The sequence below is a fragment of the Burkholderia sp. Ac-20392 genome (assembly GCF_017104585.1).
Taxonomy (GTDB): Bacteria; Pseudomonadota; Gammaproteobacteria; order Burkholderiales; family Burkholderiaceae; genus Burkholderia; species Burkholderia lata.
In genome coordinates, this window is the sequence record NZ_JAAGPB010000208.1 from 1 (window position 1) to 13,962 (window position 13,962).

A 13,962-nucleotide genomic window follows, 5' to 3' on the forward strand; every position below is an offset into this window, starting at 1 on the left:
TGCCGGCTGGTCGGCGGGGATGAAGGTCGACAGCGTGGTCGTGCGGCCGACTTCGGGCAGCGCGTCGAGGCGCTTCGCGGCCGCATCGGCCTCCGCGAGCGTCGGCGCGAGCAGCGTGACGTCGTTGACGGCGGCTTCCGGCGAATCCTTCAATGCGAGCAGCGTCGCCATCGATTCGCTGTTCGGATCCTTCAGGTGCAGCGGGTTGAAGTCGAAGCGCAGGAACGCGAGCAGCGGCAGCGCGCCGATCACGACCACGAGCGTGCCGATCAGGATCGGCTTGCGATGGCGATCGAGGTAATCGTCGACCGGCGCGAGCCACGGGAAGCCCGGCGTCTTCGATTCGCCCGGCGGCGCGAACAGGCGCAGCAGCGCGGGCAGCAGCGTGAGCGTGGTGAGCAGCGCGACGAACATCCCGACGCCCGCGATCAGGCCGAGCTCGGACACGCCGCGATAGGCGGTGGGGATGAACGAGAAGAAGCTCGCCGCGACGGCCGCGGTGGCCAGCGCGAGCGGCATGCCCATCGAGTGCGCGGCGCCGATCAGCGCGTGATCGATGCGCGGGTCGCGGAAACGCTCCTCGCGGTACTTCACGCCGTACTGGATCGAGAAGTCGACGCCGAGGCCGACGAACAGCACCATGAACGCGACCGAGATCATGTTCAGCGAGCCGACCATCGCGAGGCCGAGCGCGGCGGTCACGACGAGGCCGACGAACAGCGTGACGAGCACCGAGCCGATCATCCGCTTCGAGCGCAGCGCGAGCCACAGGATGACGAGCACGGCGAGCAGCGTGAAGACGCCGTTGAGCGCCGCGCCATCCTCGACCGACGCGAATTCGTCGTCGGCGAGCGGCTGTTCGCCGGTCAGGCGCACGACCGCGCCGTAGCGCTTCTCGAGATCGATCGAACGGGCCGCGTCGCGGATCACCTGGCTGGTTTCCGCGCCGGCCTTCAGCGCGCCGTAGTTGACCACGGGCTGCACGGTGACGAACGCGCGCGCGGGCTGCCGCGCGGCGTCGTTGTCGACGAGCGCACGCCACGAGAACGCGGCCGGCTTGCCGGCCAGCACGTCGTCGACGGTCGCGGCGCTGCGGGCGAGCAGCTTCGCCATCGTGGGCAGTTTCACCTGGCCGGTCAGCAGCGGCTGGCCGAGCGTGGTGGACAGCGTCGTGGCGAGCCCGGTGAGGCTCGGGTTCTTCGCGAGTTCGTTGACGAGCGGGCGTGCGCTCGCGAGCTGCGAGGTCGTATCGGTGACTTCCTGCGGCGACAGGAACAGCAGCCCGTTGTGCTCGAAGAACGGCCCGCCGCCGGGTTCGGCGACCTGGCCGATGCGGCCGGCGTCGGCATCCTTCTGCAGCGCTTCGGTCAGCGCTTGCGCGGCGGCATTCGCAAATTCGGGCGCGGGCGCCTCGACGACCGCGAGGATCGTGCCGTTGCGTTGCGGGAACGCTTTGTCGACGGCCTGGCCGAGCGCGGCGAATTGCGGTTCCGCATCGACGAGCTTGCTGATGTCGGTGTTGATCTTGAAATGCTGCGCGACATAGACGCCGCTGAGTGCGGCGATGACGAGCGACAGGACGACGACCGAGACGGGTCGGCGCACCGACCACGCAACGAGTCGGACGATGAGAGATGTCACCATGTGGCGATGGGGAGCGGCTGGCAAGGGCAAAGTAGCCAAGTATACCGGCGCGGCGTGGCGGCGGTCGTGACGTTGGGGGTTGCGAGAAGGGAAGGAGATTTGTTCGCGACGGCGGAATCGATACCGATGGTCGGCCCGTTTGTAAGGGGATATTTACATAAACGGCGCAACGCTGCTTCGACGCGCCACTGCGGCCCTGTGACAAAGGAAGCTGAAAGGTAACAGTCGGTCACGGCGGCGCACCGAGGCGTCAGGCCCGGTATACTTTGCGTCGTCGGCCGGTGCAATGAACCGGTCGTTTTTTCTCATCGAGCGATATTCGTATGAAACGTCATCTGTTTGCTTTCGTCGCGGCAGCCGCCGTGTCGGTTTCCGCTTTCGCGCAGAGCGCGCCGGTCGATATCGTCCGCAATGCGGTCGAGGGCACCGTTACCGCGATGAAGGCCGATCCGGCCGCCCGCGGCGGCGACATGGCGAAAGTCACGCAAGTCGTCGAGCAGCGCTTCCTGCCCGCGACCAACTTCGAGCGCACGACCCGCATCGCGGTCGGCGACGCGTGGAAGCAGGCCACGCCGCAACAGCAGCAGGAGCTGTACAAGCAGTTCAAGCTGCTGATGACGCGCACCTACGCCGCGTCGCTCGCGCAGCTCGGCAGCCAGGACGCGAAGTTCTCGTTCAAGGCCGGCGGCGCGTCGGGCGCCGACGCGCTCGTGCAGTCGACGGTCACGACGCCGGGCGACAGCCAGTCGGTCGGCTATCGTCTCGGCAAGGTCGGCAACGACTGGAAGATCTACGACATCGACATGTCGGGCGCGTGGCTGATCCAGGTCTACCAGGGCCAGTTCAAGAGTCAGCTCGCATCGGGCGGGATCGATGGCCTGATCGCGTATCTGCAGAAGCACAATTCGCGGACGAACTGACAGCCGCTGCAAGGCCGCGGTCCGGATGCATGAAGGGCGCCCTCGGGCGCCCTTCTTTTTTCTTTTGCACAGGGCGTCTGGTGAGCGGTCGAACGACCGACGTGACCGCGCGTCCGGGCGTGCCGGCGCAGGTTCAAGCCACGTCCGCACACATCCCGGCTCGCCGTGCGCGGCCTACTGATACGTCATGGTGAAGGTCAGCACCGCGTTCGCGCTGCCGGGCGTAACCTTCGCGGCAGTCTGGTAATACCGGGCCGTGAGCGGGATCGTGTAGGAGCCGCCCGTCGACTTGCTGTAGCTCGTCAGCGTGTACGGCGTGCTGTACTTCAGCGCGTTGCCGCTACTGTCCTTCAGTTGCAGGCCGATGCCGGTGGCCGTCGAACCGCTCGACAGCGCCAGCACGCCGTTGGTGCTGTCGAGTACGGCATTGACCGGGTCGAACTCGTACAGGATCGAGTTCAGGCCAATCGGGCAGGCGTTGACTGCCACATTGACCGCGACGGCCTGCTTGGTGGTCGACCCGATGCCCGTGAATTCCGACTGCATGTGCGAGCCCATGTTGACCGTCACGTTCGGCGTGGTGCAGGACGCCACGCTGACAGTGGTCGTGGTCAGCGAAAACGACACGAGAGGCGAGGTGGCGACCGTATATACGTTGCCGCCGGTGCTCGTCGCGGATGCCCCCACGAGCAGCACACCGCCCGTCACTGTGCCCGCCGTGATGGGGCCGGTCTTGACCAGCGCCGCCTGCACCATACCGCCGTTACTGATCGACGTAACAATTCCGTTTGCGTTGCAGGCGTACCCCGTCCACGGGCTGGGGAACGGCAAAGACGGCACGCCGAGATCCATCCACGGCATGCTTCCGCAACCGTTTGCGTAAGTACTCACGCCGATCGCGACACCGACGCCAGGCACATTGGTATTCCAGACCGTATAGGCCACCCCGGTCGACCCGGTCGCGGTCATGCCCGCCTTGGTCATCGACTGCGGTTCGAAGACCATACCCGCGGCTGCCGTACCCGATACCGCGCAAGTGTAGTAATTGGGGACGTTCGGCGTACTGGCCCAGCCGGTCAGCATGGTGCCGACCACGGCGTCGCGCGGGACCGTCACCGAGGCCGGCATCGTCAGCGTCACCGTCTGCGCCGTTCCCGAGCAGCTTATGCTCGAGGCGAACGCCGGACGTGTGCCCAAGCCGAGCATCAGCACCGCCAGCGTGAGCAGCCAGAACGCCAGGCGGCCCAGGCCTCGCGCCGATTTCGTCTGCCTGCGCGTCGAGGCCGGCTTCTTGTTCCGTTTCATGATCTTTCCCCGGTCCATTGCATCCGCATGCTCATTGCGTGCGTACCGCCTCCGCATACGTCAAAATCCGCTACGCACTGCTTACTGATACGTCATGGTGAAGGTCAGCACCGCGTTCGCGCTGCCGGCCGTCACGCTGGCGGCCGTCTGGTAGTACCTGGCCGTGAGCGGGATCGTGTAGGAGCCGCCTGTCGCACTGCTGTAGCTCGTCAGCGTGTACTTTGTGCCGTACTTCAGCGCATTGCCGCTGCCGTCCTTCAGTTGCAGGCCGATGCCGGTGGCCGTCGAATCGCTCGATAGCGCGAGCACGCCGTTGGTGGCGTCGAGCACGGCATTGATCGGGTCGAACTCGTACAGGATCGAGTTCAGTCCAATCGGGCAGGCGTTGACCGCGACATTGACCGCGACGGCCTGCTTGGTGGTCGACCCGATGCCCGTGAATTCCGACTGCATGTGCGAGCCCATGTTGACCGTCACGTTCGGCGTGGTGCAGGACGCCACGCTGATGACGGTCGACGACAGCGAGAATGACTTGCGACTCGCGGTCGCGACCGTATACGTGCCGGTGGTGCTTTGCGCCGACCCACCTTCGAACAACACGCCACCCGTCACTATGCCCGCCGTGATCGGGCCGGTCTTGACCAGCGCCATCTGGGCCTGGCCGCCGTTGGTGACCGAACCGTTTGTGTTGCAGACCCAGCCTGTCCACGGACTGGGGAACAGCGTGGACGGCGTGCCGAGATCGAGCCACGCCTGCCATTGGCAGCCGTTCACGTAGGAACGTATGCCAATCGCAATGCCGACGCCGGGCACGTTGGTATTCCAGACCGTATAGATCACCCCGGTCGGCCCCTTCACGGTCATGCCGGACTTGGTCATCGACAGCGGTTCGAAGAGCATGCCCGTGGACGCCGACCCCGACACCGTGCAACTGTAGTAGTTGGTGGTAGTCGGGGAGCTGACCCAGGTGGTCAGCATCGTGCCGTCCGCGGCGTCGCGCGGGACCGTCACCGAGGGTGACATCGAGATCGGTATCGTCTGCGCGGTACCCGAGCAGCTGGCGCTCTGGGCGAGCGCCGCACGCGAGCCCAAGCCGAGCAGCAGCATCGCCAGCGTGAGCAGCCAGAACGCCAGGCGGCCCAGGCCTCGTGTCGTTCTCGCCTGTCTGCACGTCGAGACCGGCTTCTCGTTCCGCTTCATGATCTCTCCGAGGTCCATAGCATTCGCTTTGCTCATTTCGTACATACCGCCTCCACATCGGTCCAGCGTTGCCGGTTCGTCTTGCTTGCCGTCGGAAGCGTGTAGGATAACGAACAGATATCGGAAGACGTATCGCCCCACTTCACGTTCAGCGTGCCGGCATCGGTCTTCACGCCGCGCAGCACGATGCGACCATCCTGCGCCACGGTGCCGACGTTCTGCCCCGCCGCATCGTTCACCTCCGCGCCGAACGGAACCGGCTCGCCGCCGCTCATGCGCGCACGCATGATCACTGCGCGCCCGCCGCCCTCGGTTTCGTACTTCAGCCGCACCACCGCGCCCGCGGTCGGCGCGACGTGCTGCGCGCTGGATTTCAGCTCGACACTCATCGGCACGCCCTTCGGATCGATTTCCACCTCGTTGGTCGAGAACGGTGTCAGGCTCGGCACCAGCGCATGACCGAACGAATCAATGCGCAGGCCGCTGCCGGCCGTCACGCGCGCGCCGTTCGCATCCTTGGCCTCGACGATCGCCATCGTCTCGCCCATGGTCGGTGCAAAGGCCACACCGCCGGCGTAGGCCACCATGCCGCCCGAGATGCCGCCGCCGTACTGCGTAAAGCCGGTGCCCTTCGAAGCATTGCCCGAGACGGTCGCATACGGCGACATGTAGGACACGTTGCCGCCTACGTTGGTGGCCGCTCCCGTGCCGCCGCCGGTATGGCCGACGTTCACGCCGTAGCTGAGCGCGTTGTCGACGCCGAGCGAGCCCGTCAGCGACTGCTGGACCAGGGTCGCGCCACGGCTGTCGCGCTGCAGGCTGGTCGACGAGTACAACGTGCGCGAGCCGAGATTCAGTGGGATCGACACGTTCAGCATGAATCGGTTGTCCCAGCGGTTTTGCGTCGCGTCGAATTGGCGCGCGGCCGACACGCCGTAGTTGATACGCCGGAAATTATTGTTGTAGCCGGCCTGGAACTGCGTGTCGTTGCCGCCGCGGTTCCAGTAATTGACGGTCGAGCCCGACAGATAGAACGAGCCCCAGCGGTCCGGCAGGCCCTGATTCAGCATGACCTGAAACTGACCGCGACGTACGCCGCCCGACAGCAGGCCGTTCGCGCCGCCCGTCTGCTGGCCGCGCAACTGCATGGCGTCCTGCAGGCCCAGGTAGCCGCTGCTCGAATAGCGATAGGCGGCGACCGCGATATTGGTATTGGTCGGACTGATCAGCTTGCTGTACGAGAGCTTCACGCTCTGGCCGTGGCGTGTGCCCATGCCGGGCAGATCGGTGTTGGCCTGCGTGATGTCGAACGCGAACGAGCCCAGTTCGGTGTTGAGTGCGGCGCCGACCAGGCCTGCCACGTAGCCGGGCGCGGCTGTCATGCCGCCGTAGCCGGTGATCAGGTTGGTGAAGCCGTGCTGTACGGTCGCCTGGAACAGCGCCGGCTTGCTCGACAGCAGCGGACTGCGGTACTGGCCGGCGGTCACGCTGAAACGCGTGATGCCGGGCCGCAGCGAATTGACGGCCGACGCATACGGCACCTTGAAGGTGTGGATGCTGCCATCGGCTTCGGTCACGACGACGTCGAGGTCGCCGCCATAACCGGTCGCATAGAGATCGTCGATTTCGAACGGGCCGGTCGCGACGTTGGCGCTGTAGATGATGTTGCCGTTCTGGCGCACCTGCACCAGCGCATTGCTGTTGGCGATGCCGTGGATGGTCGGCGCATAGCCGCGTTGCGATTCCGGATACATGCGCTCGTCGCTGGCGATCCGCACGCCGCGAAAGCCCACGCTGTCGAACATCGTGCCGTCGGTGAACGCGTCGCCGATCACGAGCTGCGCCTTCAGGCGCGCGATCGAGCGTTGCAGGCTGGTCTGCACGCTCTGGTAGTGCGTGCCGCCGTGCGTGCCGTAGGTGTAGTTGCCGTTGTGGCGGAAGCGCCAGGGCCCGACGTTCAGCCCGGCGGTCAGGCCCAGGTAGGCCTGGGTCGACGACGTCCCCTGGTTGTTGGCGCGGTAGACATTGCCGTTGTACGACAGCAGCGCGGCCGGCACGCCCTCGTCCCAGTAGCGCGGGTCCACGTAGCCGCGCGCCGCGCGGCTCAGCGAGGCCTGCGGGATGCTGACGTCGAGCCGCTGTTCGCCATTGTCGAAGGTGGCGACGGCGTCCGGCACCAGCATGCCGATCGTCGCGCAGGCACGGTTCGAGTCCGTCAACATGTGCGTTGCTTCGGGCGACAGCTTCGCCAGGTCCACGCCGACCTGCAGCAGCAGCTCGCGATCGAAGCAGGGCTGCACGTTGTTCCGGCTGTCGCCCACCTGTCGCAGCGTGATCTCGGCGCGGCCTATCCAGTTCGTGTTGACGTACAGGTCGGCGCGATACGAACCCGGCGGCGCCACGTTGCCCTTTTCGAAGCGGCTGACGTCCACCCGCGTGCCGCCCGGGTGCTGCAGGAACAGGTCGTCGAACTGGACTTCCGCCACTTGCGTGGCGCCTGTGGTCTGCGCCATCGTGCCCGTCGACGCGAACACCGACAGCGCGAGCAGGAAGCACGGGCGCGGGCGCCAGCGCATGAGTGGCGGCAAACTGGAAAGACGTTGGATCACGGTAGGCACCCGAGCGTGAGCAAGCCTGCGCCCTGCCCGGGGCGGGCATGCCTGGCCTTGCTGTGGAAAGGACGTGGCGCGCTACCCGCGCCTCGCGCAATGGAAGGGGGTCAGCCGCGCATCATCGCGACGGCGCCGCGGTGCCGGACCGCAATGGCGTCTCGCCGCTGACCGAGCCGCCGTAGTCGTTCAGCGTCGTGTAGCGCACGCTGGCGCCGGCCGCGCCGGGCACGTCGCCCTTCAGCGGGAAGGCCCGCGTCTCGCCCGGCCCGACCATGCCGCCATCGTCGAAGGTCGCGCTGCGTCCGCCCGACTGCACGCTGATCATGGTCAACGACACATGGAACGGCGTCGGGTTGTGCGCCTCGATGGCCGGCTTGCCGTCGGCCTGTGTGAGCCGCCAGGTGAGCTGCGTCGGCGCATCGGCCGACGAACCCTTGAGATTTTCCGGGCGATAGAACAGCTTGATGCGCGAACGGAACGCGAGCTGGATGCGGTTCATGTCTGCGTCCGCCGCGCCGGGTTTGGGCGGCACCTCGAGCACGTTGAGCCAGAACACCGACTCGTGATCCTGCGGCATGGGCTCGCCGGTGTAGACGATGCGCAGCGTCTGCGACTTGGACGGATCGATCCGCGCGATCGGCGGCGTGACGGTGAAGGGCACCTTGATCGTGGACGGCGCGCCGCGCACATCGCCTGCATCGACCCACGACTGCACGAGCGCGGGCGACTGGCCGGCGTTCGACAGCTTGAGCGTGACCTCGGACTCGCCCGCGCCATAGATCACGCGCGTGCCGCCGATCACCACCGATGCAACGGCGGGTGCCGCCAGGTAGCCGAGCCATGCGGCGCACGCGGTGACGATCGCGCGCCGGAGAGTTTTTCGAAGCTTCATGATAGGGATCGATGCGGGTAGCGAGCACGAGGGGTGGAGCGGCATCGCGCCGCTCCACCTGATCGTGCTATGTAGAACTAAATGATTGATTACTGATAAACGAGCGAGTACATCACGCTCGACGTCGCCGCGCCGGCCGTTGCAACACCGGTTGCGAGGTACTGTGCGTAGTAGTTCAGCGTGGCGGCGCCGGACGAGCTGATTGCGACCGACTTCGAGTTCTGCGTGGCGTCGGCCGCACCGATCTTGATGGGCGAATAGGTGCCGTCGCCGTTCAGCAACTGGATCTCGACGTTGGTCGCGCCGCCGGTGGCCAGGATCAGGTTGCCGGTGGCGGCGTCGACCGTCGGACCCGGCTCGAAGTAGGTGTGGACGGTGCCCGACGCCGGCGTGCAGGCCGTCAGCGAGATGTAGAAGGGCGTGCGGTTGGCCCACTGGCCTGCTGCGGCCAGCGCGCTGGTCGCCACCGATTGCAGCGGGACATTGAAGTTGTTCGAGCCGCTGCCGTTGCCGCTGATCGTGCAGGTTTGCGCGAGCACGGTGCCGTTGAACGTGATCGTGCCGTCTGCCGCGGATGCGATTTGCGACGCAGTGGCTGCAGCCACGAACAACACGGCGGTAATGAGTTTGGTTTGCATGGTTTCCGGTTTCAGTAAGAATCGATCTGGATGGAGATACGACGCCGCCGCGATATCCGTTCGATAGCGCGACGCGACATCCAACGGCGACCCGAACAGGCATCACGCGGCCGAATATTGTGTTTTCGACCTGGTTACACTTGGACGAAGCGAATCGTACCGGCGTCAACAATTCGTAAGATGAACAATTGTCACTTCGCGATACCGCCAACAAAAAATGCCGTTCAGTGCTTGACTGAACGGCATTAGCCCTCGGGCGTCTGGTTCGTTGCTGTGCGTCAGGTGCCGACGCCGAGCATCCGCAGGCAATCGTCGATCACCGCCTCGACGAACGCGGTGCGATCCGTTTCCGGCGCCGCGATGATGTGATCGGTCGCGCCGTGCACGCCCGCGTAGATCAGCAGCGCGGTGACCTGTGGGTGCGCGAGCCGCCAGGTGCCGGCCCGTGCGCCGCCGTCGAGAATCGCGCCGAGCTGCTCGAGGATCGCGTTCTTGTCGGCATTCGCGCGATCGTGGTGATGGTGGTTCGTGTAGACGATGTCGTGCGTGCGGTAGGTCGCCGCGTAGGTTTCGATATTCGTGCGGATCCACGCGCGCAGGCGCGCGAGCCAGTCGTCGGCGTCGCACGCGTCGACCGCGTGCTGCAAACGGTCGAGGAACGATGACGTGTAGCGCTGCGCGAGCGCGGCGAGCATGTCGGACTTCGATTCGAAGTAGTGATAGAACGTGCCCTTCGCGACCTGCGCGTGCTCGACGATTTCGCTGATGGTCGTCGCTTCCACGCCCTGCGCGAGGAACAGCGCTTCGGCCGCCGCCATCAGTTCCTCGAGCCGCACTTCCGCCGGCTTCGTGCGCGGCTTGCCCGCCGGCGCGCCGTCTTTCATTGTCGTGGTCCCTGCCTTGGTCCTGTCCGTCATCGCGCGGCTCGACGCCCGTTCGTGCAAAGCCCGCAGTTTAGGCCAGCGCCCTGCTCGCGGCCAATTCAATCCATTGACCGACGGTCAGTCGATATATATGATGAGAATCATTCTCATCTTCATGCCCGCGAAGGGCTGACCGCCATGCCTCGCTACCGTCGCGCCGCACTCGTCCTGGCCGCCTGTCTCGGCACCTTTCTCGCCACGCTCGACATCAGCATCGTCAACGTCGCGTTGCCGACGCTGCAGACGGCGCTCGATACCGATATCGGCGGCCTTCAGTGGGTCGTCAATGCGTATGCGCTCGCGTTGTCCGCGTTCATGCTGTCGGCCGGGCCGCTCGGCGATCGCTACGGGCACAAGCGCGTGTGGCTCGCCAGCGTGATCCTGTTCACGGCCGGGTCGGTGGTCTGCGCCTGCGCGGGCAGCATCGTGCCGCTGCTGATTGGCCGCGCGATCCAGGGGCTTGCCGGTGCGTTGCTGATTCCCGGTGCGATGCCGATCCTCACGCATGCGTTTCCCGATGCGCGCGAGCGCGCCCGTGCGATCGGCGGGTGGTCCGCGTTCAGTGCGCTTGCACTGATCCTCGGGCCGCTGGTGGGCGGCCTGCTCGTCGAGCATGGCGGATGGCAGAACATCTTCCTCGTCAACGTGCCGATCGGCATCGTGACCGTGCTGCTCGGCGCATGGGGCATTCCGGAGCGCCGGCATCCGCAGCACGCGGCGTTCGATCCGCTCGGCCAGGCGCTGAGCGTGGTCTGGCTCGGGTTGCTTACGTACGGGCTGATCGGCATCGGCGAAGCCGGCGCGTTGCATGTGAAGGTGCTCGTGCCGCTGGCGGGCGCCGCGGTGGCGTTCGTCGTGTTCGTGCGGGTCGAAGCGCGTGTCGAGCGGCCGCTGCTGCCGGTCTGGCTGTTTCGCGACCGGCGGCTGGTGCGCGCCAATCTCGCGTCGTTCGTGCTCGGGTTCTCGGGGTACAGCAGCCTGTTCTTCCTGTCGCTGTTCCTGCAGCAGGCGCAGGGGCGCACGCCCGCCGAGGCTGGCTGGCAACTGATGCCGCAGTTCGTGATGACGGCGATCACGTCGATGCTGTTCGGGCGCATCGCGGCGCGCGTTTCGTTGCACACGCTGATGGTGGCCGGGTATGGGCTGGTCGGCACGATGCTCGCGGTCATGGCGGGTTTCGGCGCGGGCACGCCGTATCTGCCGGTCGGTATCGCGCTGGCGGTGCTCGGGGTCGGCATGGGGCTCGCGGTGCCCGCAACCGGCATGACCGTGATGGAACTGGCGCCGGCCGAACGCGCGGGCATGGCGTCGGCGACGATGAACGCGTTGCGTCAGACCGGGATGAGCATCGGCATCGCGGTGCTCGGCAGCATGATGAGCGTCGGGGCGCTGCACCGGATGACGGCCGCGATGCAGGCGGCCGGCAGCGCGCAAGCGGATACGCTTGCGCAGCAGGCGGTGATGGAGCATGTTTTTGCGGCAGGGCGACCGGCGCTGCTCGGCGCGTATCGGGACGCGATGGCGCACGGGTTTTCGATCGCGGTTTTGTGTTCCGGAATCCTTAGTATTACGATTGCGGTGATGCTGATGGTGCGGCGTGAAACGGAGCAGCAATCGGGGCGCGCGGCGGCGTGCGTGACATCTTCACAGCCGGAATGATGTGGCGTGCCGACAGGTCGAGCCTTTCACAGCGGATCGAGGCGTCCGTCGGATGTGCCTACCTCCGCCGATGCTCGACCGCGAACTTGATCAGCTCGGCCTGCCCTTCTATCTCCAGCTTGCGCTTCAGATTGAGCCGGTGCGTCTCGACCGTGCGCACCGACAGCCCCGTCTGCTGCGCGATCTGCTTGCTCGACAGCCCTTCCGCCAGCGCATCGAGGATGTCGCGTTCGCGCGGCGTGAGCCGGTCGAGCGGCGACGCGGTCGCGCTTGCGTGGATCATCCGCGCGGCGAGCCCTTCGCTGAAGAACGTCTGGCCAGCCAGCACCGCGCCGATCGCGCGCACGATCTCGCTCGCGGGCGAATCCTTCAGCAGGTAGCCGCTCGCGCCGGCACGCACGGCCTGCGTCACGTATTCGATGTTGTCGTGCATCGACAGCATCAGCACGCGGATACCCGGAAAGCGCTCGTGGAACACGCCCGCGAGCGTGATGCCGTTCATCCCGTTCATGCCGACGTCCATCAGCGCGAGATCGGGTTCGAGCGACGCGGCGAGCGCGAGCGCTTCGTCGGCGTTGCCGGCTTCGCCGACCACGGACAGGTCGGCCGCTTCGAGCCGCATCCGCAAGCCGTCGCGCACGAGCGGGTGATCGTCGACGAGCAGCAGTCGGGCGACGGGCCGGGCGGTGTCGGGGGCGCTCATGCGTGAAAGGTCTCCTGTTATGGGGCGCGTCATGACGCGGCGCCGGGCAGCGGCACGCGCGCGGCGACGATCGTGTGGCCGACCTGCGACGAGATCGTCAGCATGCCGCCGAGTGCGTCGAGGCGTTCGCGCATGTTGCGCAGGCCGATGCCGCGGCGCGCGTCGGCCTGCGAGCGCTCGGCGTCGAAGCCGCAGCCGTTGTCGGCGATGGTCAGCGAGACGGATTGCGCGCCGACGTCGAGCGTGACGGCCGCGCGCGACGCCTGCGCATGATGCACGATATTGCTGAGCGCTTCCTGGGCGATCCGGAACAGCGCGGTGTTGACGGCTTCGGGCAGCGGCCGGGTGCCGCTGTGCGCGACCTGCGTATAGCCGATGTCGATGCCGCTTTCGGCGCCGAGTTCGCGAACCAGCTGTTCGAGCGCGGCCGCGAGGCCGAGGTCGTCGAGCATGGACGGACGCAGCGCATGCGAGATGCGCCGCACTTCGCGCAGCGTGTCGCCGAGCCGCCCGACGCCCGATGCGAGCGCCTGCTCGGCCTCGGGCAGGCGCGCCGAGCCGCGTTCGAAACGGGCGAGCGCGGATTCGAGCATCAGCTTCGCGGACACCATCATCTGGCTGATCCCGTCATGCAGCTCGCGCGACAGCCGCGCGCGCTCCTGCTCCTGCGATTCGACCACGCGCTGTGCGAGCAGCTTGAGCTTCGCGTCGGCGCTGCGCGACTCGCTGACGTTCAACACCAGCGCGCACACGGCGATCGCCGCCGCACCCGTGAGCGCGATCGCGGTGAGCCAGCTCATCGTGCGCTCGATGTTCGCGGACGCGCGTGCGTCGATGCGCTGCAGCGCGGTGTCGACATCGTCGAGATAGATGCCGGTGCCGACCATCCAGCCCCAGCGCTCGAGCGCGACGACGTAGCCGAGCTTCGGTGCGACGCGGCCCGTCGACGGCCGCTGCCATGCGTAGCGCACGTAGCCGCCGCCGCTCGACGCCGCGCCGATCAGCTTCTGGATCGTCAGTGCGCCCTGCGGGTCGCGCATCGACCAGTAGTTGTGGCCGACGCGCTCGGGCTCGCGCGGATGCATCAGCGAATTTCCATGCAGGTCGTACACGAAGAAATAGCCGTCGGGGCCGAAATCCATCTTCTGCAGCATCGCGAGCGCCTGCGTGCGCAGCATCGCGTCGTCGCGCGCGTTGCGGCCGCTCGCGTCGTAGAGCGGCATGATCGCGCTCGTCGCCAGCTCGACATAGTGCTTCAGCTCGACTTCCTTGCTCGACAGGTACGCGGCCTGGATCGTCGCGTGCTGCGTGCGCGCGAGGGACGTCGCCTGCTGGCGCACGCCGAAGCCGATGCCGGCGATCGCGAGCAGGAACGGCACGATGGCCAGAAGGAAGATCTTTGCCTTGAGTCTCATGGTGGTGCGAAGCGGCCGCGCACCCGCGCGGGGCCGGCCGGGCGCGTCAGC

Annotated in this window: 11 protein-coding genes; 2 read left to right on the forward strand and 9 right to left on the reverse strand. The window is 66.6% G+C overall.

The features are described from left to right. On the reverse strand, positions 1–1,644 hold a 1,644-nt coding region (locus G3N99_RS21780), incomplete at its 3' end, for an MMPL family transporter (protein WP_206123444.1). Between the two features lie 323 nt (positions 1,645–1,967). On the opposite strand from G3N99_RS21780, the gene G3N99_RS21785 reads away from it, so the two are divergent. Further along, positions 1,968–2,564 (forward strand): ABC transporter substrate-binding protein, encoded by a 597-nt coding sequence (locus G3N99_RS21785; protein WP_011353639.1) that lies wholly within the window; start codon positions 1,968–1,970, stop codon positions 2,562–2,564. Positions 2,565–2,738: 174 nt separating this feature from the next. Here the strand turns inward: G3N99_RS21785 and G3N99_RS21790 are convergent, their stop codons facing one another. From G3N99_RS21790 to G3N99_RS21815, 6 genes are all read right to left on the reverse strand, one after another. Continuing rightward, the gene (locus G3N99_RS21790) at positions 2,739–3,869 is read right to left on the reverse strand and encodes a fimbrial protein (RefSeq protein WP_206123445.1); all 1,131 of its coding nucleotides are present in this window, start codon (positions 3,867–3,869) and stop codon (positions 2,739–2,741) included. Between the two features lie 81 nt (positions 3,870–3,950). Further along, complete coding sequence (locus G3N99_RS21795) at positions 3,951–5,069, reverse strand: fimbrial protein (protein ID WP_241011786.1); 1,119 nt, start codon at positions 5,067–5,069, stop codon at positions 3,951–3,953. Positions 5,070–5,101: 32 nt separating this feature from the next. Beyond that, positions 5,102–7,645, reverse strand: a complete 2,544-nt coding sequence (locus tag G3N99_RS21800) for a fimbria/pilus outer membrane usher protein (RefSeq protein ID WP_206123447.1) — start codon at positions 7,643–7,645, stop codon at positions 5,102–5,104. Positions 7,646–7,799: 154 nt separating this feature from the next. Continuing rightward, entirely contained in the window at positions 7,800–8,573 is a 774-nt protein-coding gene (locus G3N99_RS21805; RefSeq protein ID WP_206123448.1) for a fimbria/pilus periplasmic chaperone, read from the reverse strand. 89 nt (positions 8,574–8,662) lie between these two features. After that, positions 8,663–9,211 (reverse strand): fimbrial protein, encoded by a 549-nt coding sequence (locus G3N99_RS21810; protein WP_174940490.1) that lies wholly within the window; start codon positions 9,209–9,211, stop codon positions 8,663–8,665. A gap of 278 nt (positions 9,212–9,489) precedes the next feature. Continuing rightward, positions 9,490–10,128 (reverse strand): TetR/AcrR family transcriptional regulator, encoded by a 639-nt coding sequence (locus tag G3N99_RS21815; RefSeq protein ID WP_206123449.1) that lies wholly within the window; start codon positions 10,126–10,128, stop codon positions 9,490–9,492. 144 nt (positions 10,129–10,272) lie between these two features. On the opposite strand from G3N99_RS21815, the gene G3N99_RS21820 reads away from it, so the two are divergent. Next, on the forward strand, positions 10,273–11,793 hold the full coding sequence (locus tag G3N99_RS21820; RefSeq protein ID WP_206123450.1) for an MFS transporter: 1,521 nt from the start codon (positions 10,273–10,275) through the stop codon (positions 11,791–11,793). A gap of 58 nt (positions 11,794–11,851) precedes the next feature. Here the strand turns inward: G3N99_RS21820 and G3N99_RS21825 are convergent, their stop codons facing one another. Further along, positions 11,852–12,496, reverse strand: coding sequence for a response regulator transcription factor (locus tag G3N99_RS21825; RefSeq protein ID WP_043186307.1), 645 nt, complete (start codon positions 12,494–12,496; stop codon positions 11,852–11,854). Positions 12,497–12,525: 29 nt separating this feature from the next. Next, positions 12,526–13,911 carry a cache domain-containing protein gene (locus G3N99_RS21830; RefSeq protein WP_174940503.1) on the reverse strand — a complete coding sequence of 462 codons (1,386 nt, stop codon included), beginning with the start codon at positions 13,909–13,911 and terminating at the stop codon, positions 12,526–12,528. Positions 13,912–13,962: the final 51 nt, after the last annotated feature.

Excerpts from the sequence above, each read along its gene's own strand:
- G3N99_RS21815 (WP_206123449.1), bottom strand. The coding sequence starts at position 10,128 with ATGACGGACAGGACCAAGGCAGGGACCACGACAATGAAAGACGGCGCG.
- G3N99_RS21785 (WP_011353639.1), top strand. The coding sequence starts at position 1,968 with ATGAAACGTCATCTGTTTGCTTTCGTCGCGGCAGCCGCCGTGTCGGTT.
- G3N99_RS21805 (WP_206123448.1), bottom strand. The coding sequence starts at position 8,573 with ATGAAGCTTCGAAAAACTCTCCGGCGCGCGATCGTCACCGCGTGCGCC.
- G3N99_RS21790 (WP_206123445.1), bottom strand. The coding sequence starts at position 3,869 with ATGAAACGGAACAAGAAGCCGGCCTCGACGCGCAGGCAGACGAAATCG.
- G3N99_RS21825 (WP_043186307.1), bottom strand. The coding sequence starts at position 12,496 with ATGAGCGCCCCCGACACCGCCCGGCCCGTCGCCCGACTGCTGCTCGTC.
- G3N99_RS21810 (WP_174940490.1), bottom strand. The coding sequence starts at position 9,211 with ATGCAAACCAAACTCATTACCGCCGTGTTGTTCGTGGCTGCAGCCACT.
- G3N99_RS21800 (WP_206123447.1), bottom strand. The coding sequence starts at position 7,645 with ATGCGCTGGCGCCCGCGCCCGTGCTTCCTGCTCGCGCTGTCGGTGTTC.
- G3N99_RS21795 (WP_241011786.1), bottom strand. The coding sequence starts at position 5,069 with ATGAAGCGGAACGAGAAGCCGGTCTCGACGTGCAGACAGGCGAGAACG.
- G3N99_RS21830 (WP_174940503.1), bottom strand. The coding sequence starts at position 13,911 with ATGAGACTCAAGGCAAAGATCTTCCTTCTGGCCATCGTGCCGTTCCTG.
- G3N99_RS21820 (WP_206123450.1), top strand. The coding sequence starts at position 10,273 with ATGCCTCGCTACCGTCGCGCCGCACTCGTCCTGGCCGCCTGTCTCGGC.